Here is a 13,786-nt window from a genome sequence, read left to right as displayed (position 1 = left end):
CTTCCCGGCAGCCACTGGCCGGCATCAGCTGCGCGCAAGGCATAGCCGTCCATCGCGCTATTATCGAATGGCGGCACATCCAGCTGGGCTGTAACTGGTTCAGCCAACACACGTCCGGCAGCGGCTTCTAGTGAAACGCTCTCTGCCCCTAGTGCACTTACGTCTGCCAGTAAGGCTTCAAGCGCGGCTGATATCGGCTGCAAGTCAGCCATGCTGCCCCCGACCCGGGATGACCAAATTGGCGAAGTTACAAGGCTTATGGCGGCTATCCAACTGTTCAGCCAGAATGCCGTCCCAACCTGTTCGGCAGGCGCCTGTTGAGCCTGGCAGGCAGAACACGACCGTGGCGTTGGCTAGGCCGCCAAGGCAGCGGCTTTGAATGGTGGAGCTGCCGATCTCTTCACCGCTTAGCTGGCGAAAGCGTTCGCCAAAGCCTTCGATACGCTTATCCAATAGTACCGAAATAGCTTCCGGCGTGGAGTCGCGGCCAGTAAAGCCGGTGCCGCCGGTGGTGATCACCACTTGCACTTCCGTATCGGCGATCCAGTTGGCGACCACCGCACGAATGCGGTAGACATCGTCAGGCACAATGCGCTTTTCAGCGAGTGTGTGCTCAGCGCTGGTCAAGCGCTCGACTAATGCTTGGCCGCTGCGATCCGTCTCTTCAGTGCGCGTATCGGAGACCGTGAGGACAGCTATATTGAGGGACACCATTGGCTCACTCATCGACATCACCCCTGTTTGGCCGCTTTCTTTTTGGCGTGGTGCGCTTCCCAAGCCGCCATTTGCTCTGGCGTGGCTTCCGGTTGGTAAAGCTCCTTCCACTCGCTGTAAGGCATACCGTATACATACTCACGGGCCTCGTCGTAGTTGAGGCTTTCATCACGCGCTTCAGCGGCGCTCACCAGCCATTTCGATAAGCAGTTGCGGCAAAAGTCCGCCAGAATCATCAGGTCGATATTCTGGACATCTTTGTTATCGTCCAGATGTTGTAGCAAGCGCCGAAACGCAGCGGCCTCAAGCTCGGTGCGCGTGGTTGGGTCTAACTGATCAAACGCTGACATAACCTTTCCTCTAATAAATATGACTTTTGGTTATTGAATAACTTAAGGTGAAGCATAACAAAAGACACCGCCAAAAGGCGGTGTCTTCGCTACCATTACGAACGTATCAACTGGTTCGCGTCGCGGACGGATCAGCGCTGCCGCCAGATGACTTGCGTGCCGCCACCTCTTGTTCCGATAGCGTTTGGTCTTTGACCTCTTCGTACCACAGATTGTGGTGCTCTTTGGCCCAGGTCTCATCCACGTAGCCCGTGGTCATACCCTCTAGCGCGCCTTCGGTGCCCAGCGTGCCGATATAGATATGCCCTAATGAAACAGCCGTAAGACCCAATGCACCCACTGCGTGGATAATATTGGCCCACTGCATGGTGTCACGGCTCTGGTCAAAGTTGGGGAAATCGAGCACAAAGCCACTTGCGACTACTAAAATGCCCACTGTTGCTAACAGCCAGTACCAGGCTTTTTCGCCACCGTTGGCAAAGCCTGCATCTACATGCTGCTTGCCAATCATACCGCCGCCTTTTTTGAACCAAACAAGATCATGTTTTTTGGGAATATTCTCTTTGATCACACTGACCAGCAGAATCACCAGCAGAATGCCGAAGATTGGCCCCAGGTAGTTATGCAGCACTTTCGTTGCCGCAATCATCCAAGCCCAAACCCCATCGCCAAACAGCGGGCGGAACACAAACTTGCCGAATAGCAGCGTCATCCCCGTTATCGCTAAAATGATAAACAGCGTCGCTACCGTCCAGTGCAGCGCGCGTTTCATTAGCGTCCAACGCAATAACAGGCGACCTGTACGCGGCGCCTCAAGCTCCTTACGCCCAACGATGAAGTAGAACAGCGCGATCAGCGCCGCCATGCCAAAGACCGCAATCAAACCAAACGGCGACACCCAGCGGTTGCGAATCTGCCGCCAGGTTTCACCGCTTGCATTGATCAAGCTGTAGTTACTATCAGCACGTGAATCACGGTAGTTAGGCCCGGTTTCTCCACTGCGCACCTGACGCCACTGGTCAGCGGTAATGCCGGGGGCGGCAGTGGTCATTTCGCGGTCAGGATCCGCCTGCGCAACAGCCACTTGCGTAAAGCCGAGGCTTAGCACTAGAGCAAGCGCCACCAACATAAAGCGCAAAATGCCCAGGGCGAGCCCTTTACCTGAGCGCGGCACCCCACCGGGTGCCTGTGCAGTCAACAGGTTCATGACACGCCTCCTTACCCTTTATGGGCAGCATCATAGGCTAGGTTGTCGGCACTGGCCTGTGGGTTATTCGACCAGGCGCCATCTTTGTGGCCGCGATGGACGACGCGCTGGCGGAAGATATCGGCAACGTCTTGGGCATCACCGGCCAGCAGCGCTTTGGTGGAGCACATCTCGGCACATAGCGGCAGTTTACCTTCGGCAATGCGGTTGGAGCCGTATTTCTGGTACTCCTCTTCTTTGCTTTCGGCTGGGCCGCCCGCGCAGAAGGTGCATTTGTCCATCTTACCGCGCTCACCGAACGCATCCTGCTGGGGAAACTGCGGAGCGCCAAACGGACAGGCGTAGAGGCAGTAGCCGCAGCCGATGCAGAGGTCTTTGTCGTGTAGCACGATGCCGTCATCGGTTTTGTAGAAGCAGTCGGTGGGGCACACCGCCATGCAAGGGGCATCGTCACAGTGCATACAGGCGACGGAAATGGACATTTCACTCGCTTCGCCGTCGTTGAGCGTGACCACGCGGCGGCGCTGAATGCCCCACTCGACATCGTTGGCATTTTTACACGCGGTGACGCAGCCGTTGCATTCGATGCAGCGTTCGGCGTCACACATAAATTTCATTTGAGCCATGGTGTTCTCCTCATGCTGGTGCGGGATGGCTCCCGCACCGTCGTGCTGTCAGGTCGGTCGGTCGCGACTTTTTTTAAGCTTATGCCCGCTCAATGCGGCAGATGGTGCACTTGGTCTCTTGCATCAGTGTCACCGGATCGTAACCATAGGTGGTGGCCGTATTGGCCGCTTCACCGATGATGTACGGATCCGATCCATCTGGATAACGGTCGCGCAGGCTTTCGCCCTGGAACATGCCGCCAAAGTGGAACGGCATAAACGCCACGTTACGGTCGACACGCGGTGTGACCAGGGCTTTAACTTTCACACGGCCGCCTTCTGCACCTTCGACCCAGACATCGTCACCATCTTTGATGCTTAGGTCGTTGGCATTCGCCGGGTTGATCTCAACAAACATCTCTTGCTGCAGCTCGGCCAGCCACGACATGGAACGCGTCTCTTCCCCACCACCTTCGTACTCAACCAAACGCCCAGAGGTGAGAATGATGGGGTAATCGCCGCTGTTATCGCGATCCTGGATGGTTTTGTACATGGTCGGCAGGCGCATGATGGAGTCGAAGTCGTCCCAGGTAGGGAAGCGTTCAACCAAATCACGGCGCGTGGTGTAGAGCGGCTCGCGGTGCTTCGGCACCTGGTCGGGGAACGTCCAGACCACGGCGCGTGCCTTGGCGTTGCCGTAGGGCGCACAACCATGCTCAATGGTGACGCGCTGGATACCGCCAGAGAGGTCGGTTTTCCAGTTTTTACCTTCCGCCGCCTGCTTCTCTTCGGCGGTCAGGTCGTCCCACCAGCCTAAATCTTTAAGCAACTGGTCATTGAACTCTGGATAGCCGTCGTCGATATCCCCGCCCACTGGTGCTGAACCTTCCGCCAGCAGGTTAACGCCATCTCGCTCGATACCGAAACGGGCACGGAAGCCCATGCCCCCTTCCATCACCGGTACGCTGGTATCGTAAAGATTGGGCGAGCCCGGGTGTTTAAACTCTGGCGTACCCCAGCAGGGCCACGGCAAGCCGTAGTAATCACCATCTGCCGGGCCACCCTCTGCACGCAGGTTTTCGAAGCTAAAGGTGTGCCAGTTTTTCTGGTGCTCCTTGAGGCGTTCGGGGCTTTGCCCGGTGTAGCCTACCGTCCACATACCGCTGTTGATTTCGCGCAGAATGTCGTCAATGAGCGGCTCGTCACCGTTCATCTGATAGTTCTTAACCAGCTCATTACCGAAGCCCAGCTTACGAGCAAACAGGTACATGATTTCGTGGTCAGGCTTGGACTCGAACAACGGCTCAATCACGCGGTCACGCCACTGAATCGAACGGTTGGTGGCGGTGACACTGCCGGTGGTTTCGAACTGGGTCGCCGCTGGCAGCAGATACACACCGTCGCTACGGTCGTGCATTACCGAGGCAACGGTGGGATAAGGGTCAACGATGACCATCATCTCAAGCTTCTGCATGGCTTTTTGCATTTCGACGCCGCGGGTTTGGGAGTTAACCGCATGCCCCCAGTAGAACATTGCTTTCAGCGCGGTACGCTGGGAGATGTTCTCGTCCTCTTCGAGCACGCCGTCGACCCAGCGCGACACAGTAATCCCGGCACTGTACATGGGCTTACCATCGGCATATTCGGTGTCGTCGTAGCGGCCTTTGATCCACTCGTAGTCGAGATCCCACACCTGCGCCCAATGCTGCCAAGCGCCTTCGGATAAGCCGTAGTAGCCCGGTAGCGAGTCACAGCCAAGCCCCAGGTCGGTCGCGCCCTGCACGTTATCGTGGCCACGCAGAATGTTAGCGCCGCCGCCCGCTTTACCGATGTTGCCCAGTGCCAACTCAAGGATGCAGTAAGCCCGGGTGTTGTTGTTGCCGGTGGTGTGCTGGGTGCCGCCCATACACCAAACGACACAGCCAGGGCGGTTGTCAGAGAGGCGTTTGGCGACATCGTACATCTCGGCTTCGGGAACGCCGGTGACTTCTTCTACAACGCTGGGCGTAAAGTTGGCGACTTCAGCGCGCACTTCATCCATACCGTAAACGCGCTGATTGATGTACTCGTTATCTTCCCAGCCGTTTTCGAAAATGTGCCACAACAAGCCCCAAATATAGGCAACGTCCGAACCGGGACGTAGTCGCACGTATTTGTTGGCCTTGGCGGCAGTGCGGGTAAAGCGCGGGTCGGCGACGATAATGTCGCAGTTGTTGCGCTCTTTGGCGATCAGGATATGCTGCATCGCCACCGGGTGCGCTTCACTGGGGTTGGAGCCAATGAACAGAATCGCCTTGCTGTTATGCATGTCGTTCAGCGAGTTGGTCATGGCGCCATAACCCCAGGTATTCGCCACGCCCGCCACGGTGGTGGAGTGGCAGATACGCGCCTGGTGGTCGGTATTGTTAGTGCCCCACAGCGAAGCAAGCTTGCGCATTAAATACGCTTGCTCGTTGTTGAACTTTGCCGAACCCAGCCAGTAAACGCTGTCTGGGCCGTGCTCTTCGCGTAGTTCAAGCAGTTTGTCGCCAATTTCGTTAATGGCGTCATCCCAGCTCATGCGTTCCCATTCACCGGCCACCAGCTTCATCGGGTACTTAAGACGTCGCGTGGAGTGACCGTGCTGGCGCAGCGAGGCACCTTTGGCGCAGTGCGCACCACGGTTGATGGGGTGATCGAAAGCGGGTTCTTGCTTGGTCCAAATACCCTCTTGAACTTCTGCGTAAACGCCACAACCCACTGAACAGTGTGAGCAAATAGTACGTTTGGTCTCGACCGGCGAGTCCAGCACGGGTGTTTTGTCAGCTGCTTCCGAACGCTGCATCATGGGCGCACCCATAAAGCCAACGGCGGCCACACCGCCGGTAGCTGCACCGCTACGTTTGAGGAACTGGCGACGGGAAATACCCAGCCCGGAGGCCTTGGGGGCGTCTGTTTTGCGAGTTAAGCGCATGGCAAATCTCCTGGCATTCCGCCGTCAGTCACGCAGCGAGGCGTAATAAGCACGGACGTGATCAGTCTCACGATAGTTAACTGATGGTTTTTCGTTTTTCACTGGGGCAGTCTCGGCCTGGGCCAGAGTGACATGACCGACTGCCGCCGCGGCGCCAGCAGCGGCGGTTCCCAACCCAACGGTTTTCATAAACCGGCGGCGCTCAGAATTATGTGATTTGTGCATGAGATTCTCCTCTAGCATGCTCTTATCCAGGGTCTTTTATGCAGTTTCTTATACTGTTTTTGGCTCTTTACTAATGTTTTTATGTAATGTTTTTATGGAGCCTTCGCTAAGGTTCCACGATCCGCACCGGTGTGTGGCCCGGATCAACGCTTAAGCGAGCCTGCTCACTCCCCATAAAAGCGCTACCTAACTGCCCCAGCGCTGCATAGAAAGCGGTGTCTACCTGTCCTAGATCGGCAAAACAGCTGGCCGCCCAGGGTGCTAAATGTTGGTCAAAGAAATAGCCCTGCTCAGCGCTCTCGGCGTCAATCAACATCGCCATCACTTCACATAGCGCAGCCAGATGATCTTCTGGATCACGGGTATGCTCGCTGCGCACAAAGCCAAGCACTTTCAAATCACGACGCAGCGCCACCAGCGCCGCTTCCATTAACTCGCCGTTGCGGTACCAGGAGGCGTAGGGCACCACTTCACCTTGAATCACGCCAACCAGGAGGCGAAAGTGGGCTCGCTGCAGTTGCTCTACGTTGGCATTCTGGGCAGCGATGGCCAGCGCTTGCCAGCATTCCGCCAGGCGGCTGCCATCTTGCTCGATAGCCAAATCAGCCAGCCAATCCAGCAACTCTGTGTCCGGCGCTTGACGCAACAGTGTGGCTAACAGCCGGTAGATATCGGCGCGTAGCGCATCCGCTTCTTTAAGCGTGGGCAGTGCATCCGTCATCGGCTTATACCTTCAGTTGCGCGTCAGGGTCGCGAATCATGGTTTTCCACACATCTTTTACTCGGCAGTCTTCGCACATTTCCAGGCGGATCATTGCCTCACCGGCAAAGTAGGGGTGGTTGGCAAGTTTCTGTTTAATCGTCGCTACCGTGCTGACAGTGGCAAACGGCTTACCACAGCTAATGCACTCAAAGGCCGCCTCTTCGTGGCAGATCTGGCGCGTCTCGCGGGCATTGGAAGCCAGGAAGCCGGGTATCAGAGTGATCGCATTCTCTGGGCAAGCCTGCTCACACAAGCCGCACTGCACACAGTCTGCTTCAAGGAAGCTCAGCGCGGGCGTGTTGCCGCCTGATTTTAATGCCGGAGTCGGGCAGTTGCTGACACAGGCGTGGCATAGCGTGCAGGCATCTCTATCGACTTGAATGGCGCCGTAGGCAGCGCCTACCGGCACTGCAGCTCGCTCGTCGCTGGGGTTGCCTAATTCGGCCAGCCGCGCCAGCACACGGTTCAAGCGTGCGCGTTTTTCTGGCTCGGGCAGGCTAAGTGAAGTCTCTGTCAACGGCGTTAGTGCCGGTAGCGCATCGCGGGCGGTGCCATCGGCTATCTCGATCAGTTTTACGCGAGCGCGGTCATGGCCCAAGGCGTCCAGCAACGCATGGGCTTGGGCAACCTGATCGAGCAAAAAAGCGCTCAATCGTGCGGGCATTTCGGGATGCAGCTGGATACGCACTTCGGCGGCACCGGCGGCCAGAGCAGTTAGCCACTGGTCGTGGCCCGCCGCGCCCAGCTCTTCTAGCGGTGCGTCGATGATATGGCCTGCGGGGACTTCACCCGCTGCGCGCTCAGCATCTTGGGAATCATGGGTAATAAAGCGCAGCACCGGCGCTTGGCCACCCGCTTCGCGATAGGCTGCTAGCCAAGCGGAGAGGGTATCCTGTTGGCGGCGTGTTTCCGGCAAGCGAAATTCGATAGCCCCGGTGGGGCAGGCGCTGGTACAACTGCCGACGCCTTGGCAGAGAAAGGGATCAATCTCAATATGTGACTCAATTCGCCCCTGAATGCTGGAGATAGCATCCGCGGGGCAGACGTCCAAGCAGCGGGTGCAGCCAATATTGCCGCTGGTGGAGTGGGCACATAAGTCGCTATTGACCTGGAAATAGCGCGGCTTGTCGAACTCGCCCACTAGCCCTACAAAATCGTCGAGAGTGTCGCTGCGCTGCTCAACATTTTGCCACTGCATTACCACATAACCCGGCGGCGGTAGTTCCCAGCGCTGGGTGTGGGTAGTGGCGGCAAGATCTAGGATGAGGTCAAAGCTATCGCGTTCAATGAGTGCACGGGCGAGATCCAGCGGTGAATCGCCGTCATCAAGCTGGACACTAAAAGCTCCCAAATAACCGTTAATGCGCAGTTGGCTGAGCTGGTCGCGGGTAAACGCTTGGATAACAAGCGGCTCGCTGGAGCCGAGGGTATCGTCTCCCGGACTGTTCGCTTCAGACTCAGTGACTAGCAGCGTAAGCGATGCCAAGCCGCGCCCTTGAAGCGCGCGAGCGGCTGGGTAAACGTCGTCGGCCGAACCTATTAACAGCGCATGACCACGGCTGTGATAGGTCACATTTGCAGGCGTTAGGTTAGCGGGCCAAGAGATACGCTGGCGTACCGTCTCCCGAGCCTCGGCATTGCGCTGGTCGTCTATCGACGCCAGTTGGATTCGTTGATTCATGCGTTCTCACGGTCAGGGAATAATTCTTATTATATTTTTGAGTTATATTGCTTAACTATTGTCGCATAACAATGCGTTGAAGCTAAGTTCAGCCTATGGCGAAATACGGCATTTGCCAACCTGATTACCGTCAACGCTGCCAACGCTGGGGATCCCTTTCAACACTAATCCATTGAATTATAAAGACTTAACATCAACCTCATGTTTTCGTCTTAGTACCCGACAAATAATCAGACTGGTCGTCTAGCGGCGCATCTTTAACAATGTTGTCGCTGTCAGCGCAAGGCGTTAAGGTCTCCTCCTCTAACGCGACCGCTTGTTCATTTGTCGGTTCGTCGGCTACCTGCTCTTCTTGGGACTCGGGTTCAGCTTCGTCTAACGACTTATCAACCGCCTCTTCCACTTTATGCGTCCAACGGCGTAGTTTGCTGGCGAGCTCGGAGCCCATGGGCTTTAACAACTTATTATAGTCGACATCGTAGTCATCCAGGCCATCTCGAACGTTGTAATTACCGGTGGCCCACAGCCGTTTCAAAGCACGCCGCCGCAGGGCTCCACTGACTCCTGGCGCCATAAAGGTACTGAAGTCGCTGCCCGCTTCCAGCGTTTCGGGGTCAGGCAAGGTGTGGTCGAGACTGCCCGGTTCTGGCGGTGTCTGCGTTGCGTCAGAGCTATGGTGTGGCGGCTCTACTTCAATTGGTGAAGCATTCCGCTCGACTGTCAGTTCATCAACAGTCTCTTCAGCAGGCAGTGACACTGGCTGCACATCCTGCTCTTGGGGAACGTTGCGTTTTAGTCTCGACCAGCGCTCTAGGCGGCTCATTGCGGCTGCTCCTTGGTAGGAGTTTCTTTAGCCCGCCCTGCCCCTTTACGCTTTTTCTTGCGCATTTCCATCGGCGCTTCGCCATGACGCGCTAAGTAGCTCTCAATCCAGACCTGAAGGGCCATGGGCATTGGTGCTTCGAGCACCTGCTGCTCGCCATCCAACCACCCAGCCGCAACATCCTGGCTGGCGGTGATTGCATCCGGCTTGGGTGTTTGCCCGGTAAAGCCCGCCCGCACAAATAGCCTCGGGGTGGTAGACGTTAGGTTGAAACGGTAGGCAGCACGCTCGGTCATCGACAGTTGCAGGTTAAGCACGTTAGGGCCTTGATCGCCAAGGGTAAGCTCTGCAATACGCCACTGGGTCAACGTAAAGCTTTTCACCTGCTTCGGTTCGGCGACCAGCGTGATGCTCAGTGAACGTAAATTATCAGACATCGCGTTAAACCCTTTAATGAAGGACTTAATGAAGCACTTGAGAAAAGCACTTGAGAAAAGCACTTGAGAAAAGCACCTAGACTTTGAACGGGTAGCCGTTGAACAGGTAGCCGTTGAACAGGTAGCCGTTGAACAGGTAGACAAGTAAGCCTCCCCAGCGCCATCATCGTCAACCCTGTCGTTTTGCGAGAACCGTTTTGCGAGGATTAGCCATGCACGCCCTTCAGCCCGCTCTTCAGATAAGTCGAGCCCGCTTACCGGCCACCACCGAGATCAGCATCGTTGACGAGTATGGCGATGCACGCCAGCAGGCGATCGCCGCTGAAAGAGCGTTGACGGTCTACCTCAACAAGCGTGAAATTGTCACTTTGATGACTCTGGGCGATGACCCGGAGGCACTAGTGGTCGGCTATCTGCGCAATCAAGGGCTGCTGAACGCCGCGGCTGATTTAGAAGCCGTACAAGTCGATTGGGAAGTAGAAGCGGCGGTAGTGATTACTCGCCATCTGCCCGAAGATTTAGAAACACGCTTAAGCACCCGCACAGTCACCACTGGCTGCGGCCAGGGCACGGTCTTTGGTAAGCTGCTCGATCAAACTGCACTCACGGCGCTGCCCGATACCCAACTGGCACAATCCACGCTCTATCAATTGCTGCAAAACCTCAACGCCTACAATGAGACCTACCGCAGCGCTGGCGCCGTTCACGGCTGTGCGCTTTGCCAACAAACCTCGGTGCTCGACTTTGTTGAAGATGTAGGACGGCATAACGCGGTAGATACCTTGGCGGGGCGTCAATGGCTACAACAGGCCGATAGCGCCAATGCGGATATTTTCTACACCACCGGGCGGCTGACGTCTGAGATGGTGCTGAAAGTGGCGCAAATGGGTATTAGCGTGCTGGTATCGCGCTCGGGCGTCACCCAAAAAGGCGTCGAATTGGCCGAACGCTTCGGTGTCATGCTGGTTGCCCGCGCCAAAGGGCGCCATTTTCAAGCGATCAACACCCAAAAACGTTTAGCTCTGGACGCTATTCCACCGCGCCCATCCCACGCCCGTTCATCGCAACAATATCGCTCATCAAAAAAGGCAAGCTCATGATACCCACTCACGAACTCACCGGCATGATTCTTGCGGGCGGCGAAGGGCGGCGAATGGGCGGGCGCGACAAAGGGCTTGAACCTTTCGCGGGCCTGCCGCTAGTCGGCCATGTGGTCAAGCGTCTTGAAGGCCAGGTGGCCGAGCTAGTGATTAACGCTAACCGCAATGCCGACGCCTACCGCTTTTTCGCTGATCGGGTCATTGCTGATGCTGAAGATGGCTTTAAAGGCCCGCTGATGGGCATCTATAGCGGCCTACGGGCGGCAAAAACGCCTTGGTTACTCGTCGCCCCTTGTGACACCCCTGCGCTGCCAGCAGACTTAGTGGCGCGGATGGTGGAAGGCATTGCCTCAGAGAACGGCGAGCATGACATCGCCGTGGCCTTTGACGGTGAACGGCTGCACCCGGTGGTTGCACTACTGCGCACCTCGCTGGCCGATGATCTGGCGACCACCCTTGCCCAGGGCGAGCGCAAAATTGACCGCTGGTACGCCCGCCACGACTGGTGCAAGGTCGATATGTCGGACTGCCCCGACGCCTTTGCCAATCTCAATACCGAAGAGGAGAAGCTGCGCCTGGAAAAAGTACTCATGGGATCTCCAAGCAAGGAGGTGAAATGACGCTTTCCTGCTTTGATCTTGGCGAACAGATGCTTAGCGTCGACGAAGCACGTCAGGCGCTCGCCACCCTGATTGAGCGCCCGCTCGACAGCGAGCAGATCCCTTTGGCCCAAGCGCATGGCCGCCGTTTGGCGTCAGCCGTTCAGGCCCCCATTAACGTGCCACAAAATACCAATGCAGCCATGGATGGCGTAGCGCTAGCCTTGGCTAGAGAAGGTGTTGGGGCCAAGCAAACCCATTGGCCACTGGCCGGTGAGGTGTTGGCCGGGCAGTATCGCAGCGAATTAGTACCCGCCGGACACTGCGTGCGCATTACCACCGGCGCCCCCTTGCCGCCAGGCACCGATACAGTGGTGATGAGTGAACAGCTGCGCGAAACGATAGAAGATGATAAGCCAGCGCATGTGACCATCGAGTCTCCAGAGCTCCTCAAGCACGGCCAACATGTCCGCCAGGCCGGTGAGGATATTGCTCTCGGCGACACAGCCCTTCCAGCAGGAACACGGCTTGATGCCGCCTCGCTGGGGCTTTTGGCGTCACTGGGTTATGTCGAGATCAACGTGAGTCAGCGCCCAAAGGTAGCGATTTTTTCCACTGGCAATGAGGTAACCGCACCCGGCGAACCGCTGCCCCAGGCAGGCATTTATGATGCCAATCGCTTCACTCTTATGGGCTTGCTTGCCGAACACGGCGCCGACGTCATTGACCTGGGCATCCTGCCAGACGATTTAAACGCTATTAAAACGGCCCTTGAAGACGCTGCAGAGCAGAGCGACTTGGTGATCACTAGCGGCGGCGTTTCCGTCGGTCAGGCTGACTTTACCCGCGACGCCCTAGAACAGTTAGGCCGCCTGGCCTTTTGGCGGGTAGCGCTGCGACCTGGCCGCCCCATGGCCTGCGGTTGGCTCGGCCCAACACGCACTCCGTTTGTTGGCTTGCCCGGCAATCCGGTGGCGGTCATGGTAACCTTTCTACAGTTTGTGACGCCGCTACTGAATCGGCTTCATGGGCAGCCGGTATCGCCGCCCCACAGCCTTAATGCGATTGCCGACACCGCCTTAAAAAGCCGCTTCAAGCGCACTGATTTTATTCGCGGTATCTACCATACTGATGAGCAAGGGCAGCTACATGTGCGCAGCACCGGCGCCCAAGGTTCGGGCATTTTAACCTCGATGGTGGCTGCAAATTGCTTGATTGAGCTGGCTAACGACCAGGACGGAGCTCAACCGGGCGAGGTAGTCAGCATACAACCACTAACGGGATGGCTATGACCGAGCAACGACCCGCACAACAACCATCTGGCCAGCTAAAGACGGGCCAGCAACTGATCGACGACTTTGGTCGGCGCATTAGCTATGTGCGTATTTCGGTCACCGATCGCTGTGATTTCCGCTGCGTGTACTGCATGAGCGAGGAGATGACCTTTCTGCCCCGTGCCCAGGTACTCACGCTGGAAGAGATCGCCATGGTCGCCCGTGCCTTTACTGAACTGGGTGTTGAGAAGATTCCCCTCCCGGGGGGGGAGCCGCTGGTGCGCCGTGGTATTGAGCAGCTGGTCGATGAGATCGGTGCGATGCCTGGGCTTAACGATTTCACCATGACGACCAACGGCGCCAGCCTGCGCAAGCACGCCAAACAGCTTTATGCCAGCGGCCTGCGGCGGCTGAATATTAGCCTGGACTCGCTGGATGCGGAACGCTTCAAGCAGCTCACCCGTACCGGTGATTTGGCCAAAGTTATCGACGGCATTCATGCCGCTCAGGAAGCTGGCTTTAAACGTATCAAGCTCAACGCGGTGATTTTAAAAGGACGCAACGACGACGAAGTGATCGACCTGGTCACCTTTGCGCGCCAGGAAAACCTCGATATTAGCTTTATCGAAGAGATGCCGCTGGGCGATGTGTCCGACCACTCACGGGCGGAAACCTTCTACTCCAGCGACGATGTTCAAGCATTGATCGAAACGCGCTACCCGTTGATCCCCACCACCGAAACCACGCCGGGGCCATCGCGCTACTTCAAAATGGCCGATAGCGATAGCCGGGTTGGGTTTATCTCCCCCCATAGCCACAACTTTTGCGATACTTGCAATCGGGTGCGGGTGACCGTGGAAGGCCGTTTGCTGCTCTGCTTAGGCAACGAACACTCGGTAGATTTGCGCGCCGTGCTGCGCCGCCACCCCGGTAATATGCAGGCGCTGAAAGAGGCGATTATCAACGCCCTGCCGCTAAAACCGGAGCGCCACCACTTCACCACCGATGGCGATGTGCAGGTGGTACGCTTTATGAATATGACGGGGGGCTAGGCG

The 13,786-nt window shown here is 56.9% G+C and carries 14 protein-coding genes and 1 pseudogene; 4 read left to right on the top strand and 11 right to left on the bottom strand.

The annotated features are described in order from the left end of the window. The 11 genes and pseudogenes from KUC_RS20015 to KUC_RS08285 form a co-directional block, all read right to left on the bottom strand. Positions 1 to 212 (bottom strand): annotated as a pseudogene (locus KUC_RS20015) (molybdopterin molybdotransferase MoeA); the annotation flags it as partial. After that, positions 205 to 726, bottom strand: coding sequence for a molybdenum cofactor biosynthesis protein B (moaB, locus tag KUC_RS08330; protein WP_040479950.1), 522 nt, complete (start codon positions 724 to 726; stop codon positions 205 to 207). The pseudogene KUC_RS20015 and the gene moaB, both read right to left, overlap by 8 nt. 5 nt (positions 727 to 731) lie before the next feature. Further along, a complete protein-coding gene (locus tag KUC_RS08325; RefSeq protein ID WP_007112728.1) occupies positions 732 to 1,064 on the bottom strand; it encodes a DUF1244 domain-containing protein in 333 nt (110 codons plus the stop codon). A gap of 106 nt (positions 1,065 to 1,170) precedes the next feature. Next, a complete protein-coding gene (locus KUC_RS08320; protein ID WP_007112727.1) occupies positions 1,171 to 2,271 on the bottom strand; it encodes a formate dehydrogenase subunit gamma in 1,101 nt (366 codons plus the stop codon). Between the two features lie 11 nt (positions 2,272 to 2,282). Beyond that, positions 2,283 to 2,897 (bottom strand): formate dehydrogenase FDH3 subunit beta, encoded by a 615-nt coding sequence (gene fdh3B / locus KUC_RS08315; RefSeq protein ID WP_007112726.1) that lies wholly within the window; start codon positions 2,895 to 2,897, stop codon positions 2,283 to 2,285. A gap of 79 nt (positions 2,898 to 2,976) precedes the next feature. Next, positions 2,977 to 5,829, bottom strand: a complete 2,853-nt coding sequence (locus KUC_RS08310; RefSeq protein WP_007112725.1) for a molybdopterin-dependent oxidoreductase — start codon at positions 5,827 to 5,829, stop codon at positions 2,977 to 2,979. A 24-nt stretch (positions 5,830 to 5,853) separates the two neighbouring features. Next, on the bottom strand, positions 5,854 to 6,054 hold the full coding sequence (locus tag KUC_RS08305) for a twin-arginine translocation signal domain-containing protein (RefSeq protein WP_050804820.1): 201 nt from the start codon (positions 6,052 to 6,054) through the stop codon (positions 5,854 to 5,856). Positions 6,055 to 6,160: 106 nt separating this feature from the next. After that, the gene (locus tag KUC_RS08300; protein WP_007112723.1) at positions 6,161 to 6,775 is read right to left on the bottom strand and encodes a TorD/DmsD family molecular chaperone; all 615 of its coding nucleotides are present in this window, start codon (positions 6,773 to 6,775) and stop codon (positions 6,161 to 6,163) included. A 4-nt stretch (positions 6,776 to 6,779) separates the two neighbouring features. Beyond that, a complete protein-coding gene (locus KUC_RS08295; protein ID WP_007112722.1) occupies positions 6,780 to 8,498 on the bottom strand; it encodes a 4Fe-4S dicluster domain-containing protein in 1,719 nt (572 codons plus the stop codon). Positions 8,499 to 8,697: 199 nt separating this feature from the next. Then, complete coding sequence (locus KUC_RS08290; protein ID WP_007112721.1) at positions 8,698 to 9,321, bottom strand: DUF3306 domain-containing protein; 624 nt, start codon at positions 9,319 to 9,321, stop codon at positions 8,698 to 8,700. Next, positions 9,318 to 9,758: a DUF3305 domain-containing protein gene (locus KUC_RS08285; protein ID WP_040479944.1), complete on the bottom strand. Its 441-nt coding sequence runs from the start codon at positions 9,756 to 9,758 to the stop codon at positions 9,318 to 9,320. Before KUC_RS08285 ends, KUC_RS08290 begins: the two co-directional genes overlap by 4 nt. 212 nt (positions 9,759 to 9,970) lie before the next feature. On the opposite strand from KUC_RS08285, the gene KUC_RS08280 reads away from it, so the two are divergent. From KUC_RS08280 to moaA, 4 genes are read left to right on the top strand one after another with little or no spacing between them, the layout of a single operon-like run. After that, positions 9,971 to 10,858: a formate dehydrogenase accessory sulfurtransferase FdhD gene (locus tag KUC_RS08280; RefSeq protein ID WP_007112719.1), complete on the top strand. Its 888-nt coding sequence runs from the start codon at positions 9,971 to 9,973 to the stop codon at positions 10,856 to 10,858. Then, positions 10,855 to 11,478 (top strand): molybdenum cofactor guanylyltransferase MobA, encoded by a 624-nt coding sequence (mobA, locus tag KUC_RS08275; RefSeq protein WP_007112718.1) that lies wholly within the window; start codon positions 10,855 to 10,857, stop codon positions 11,476 to 11,478. The genes KUC_RS08280 and mobA overlap by 4 nt, the downstream gene beginning before the upstream one ends. Next, the gene (moeA, locus tag KUC_RS08270) at positions 11,475 to 12,749 is read left to right on the top strand and encodes a molybdopterin molybdotransferase MoeA (protein WP_007112717.1); all 1,275 of its coding nucleotides are present in this window, start codon (positions 11,475 to 11,477) and stop codon (positions 12,747 to 12,749) included. The genes mobA and moeA overlap by 4 nt, the downstream gene beginning before the upstream one ends. After that, positions 12,746 to 13,783 carry a GTP 3',8-cyclase MoaA gene (moaA, locus tag KUC_RS08265; RefSeq protein ID WP_007112716.1) on the top strand — a complete coding sequence of 346 codons (1,038 nt, stop codon included), beginning with the start codon at positions 12,746 to 12,748 and terminating at the stop codon, positions 13,781 to 13,783. The genes moeA and moaA overlap by 4 nt, the downstream gene beginning before the upstream one ends. Positions 13,784 to 13,786: the final 3 nt, after the last annotated feature.

Source organism: Vreelandella boliviensis LC1 (genome assembly GCF_000236035.1).
Classification (GTDB): Bacteria; Pseudomonadota; Gammaproteobacteria; order Pseudomonadales; family Halomonadaceae; genus Vreelandella; species Vreelandella boliviensis.
The sequence above is the reverse complement of the archived record's forward strand: the minus strand, read 5'-3'. Positions and strand labels throughout refer to the sequence as shown.

Excerpts from the sequence above, each read along its gene's own strand:
- KUC_RS08320 (WP_007112727.1), bottom strand. The coding sequence starts at position 2,271 with ATGAACCTGTTGACTGCACAGGCACCCGGTGGGGTGCCGCGCTCAGGT.
- KUC_RS08280 (WP_007112719.1), top strand. The coding sequence starts at position 9,971 with ATGCACGCCCTTCAGCCCGCTCTTCAGATAAGTCGAGCCCGCTTACCG.
- KUC_RS08300 (WP_007112723.1), bottom strand. The coding sequence starts at position 6,775 with ATGACGGATGCACTGCCCACGCTTAAAGAAGCGGATGCGCTACGCGCC.
- KUC_RS08295 (WP_007112722.1), bottom strand. The coding sequence starts at position 8,498 with ATGAATCAACGAATCCAACTGGCGTCGATAGACGACCAGCGCAATGCC.
- mobA (WP_007112718.1), top strand. The coding sequence starts at position 10,855 with ATGATACCCACTCACGAACTCACCGGCATGATTCTTGCGGGCGGCGAA.
- KUC_RS08285 (WP_040479944.1), bottom strand. The coding sequence starts at position 9,758 with ATGTCTGATAATTTACGTTCACTGAGCATCACGCTGGTCGCCGAACCG.
- moaB (WP_040479950.1), bottom strand. The coding sequence starts at position 726 with ATGAGTGAGCCAATGGTGTCCCTCAATATAGCTGTCCTCACGGTCTCC.
- KUC_RS08290 (WP_007112721.1), bottom strand. The coding sequence starts at position 9,321 with ATGAGCCGCCTAGAGCGCTGGTCGAGACTAAAACGCAACGTTCCCCAA.
- KUC_RS08325 (WP_007112728.1), bottom strand. The coding sequence starts at position 1,064 with ATGTCAGCGTTTGATCAGTTAGACCCAACCACGCGCACCGAGCTTGAG.
- fdh3B (WP_007112726.1), bottom strand. The coding sequence starts at position 2,897 with ATGGCTCAAATGAAATTTATGTGTGACGCCGAACGCTGCATCGAATGC.
- moaA (WP_007112716.1), top strand. The coding sequence starts at position 12,746 with ATGACCGAGCAACGACCCGCACAACAACCATCTGGCCAGCTAAAGACG.
- KUC_RS08305 (WP_050804820.1), bottom strand. The coding sequence starts at position 6,054 with ATGCACAAATCACATAATTCTGAGCGCCGCCGGTTTATGAAAACCGTT.
- moeA (WP_007112717.1), top strand. The coding sequence starts at position 11,475 with ATGACGCTTTCCTGCTTTGATCTTGGCGAACAGATGCTTAGCGTCGAC.
- KUC_RS08310 (WP_007112725.1), bottom strand. The coding sequence starts at position 5,829 with ATGCGCTTAACTCGCAAAACAGACGCCCCCAAGGCCTCCGGGCTGGGT.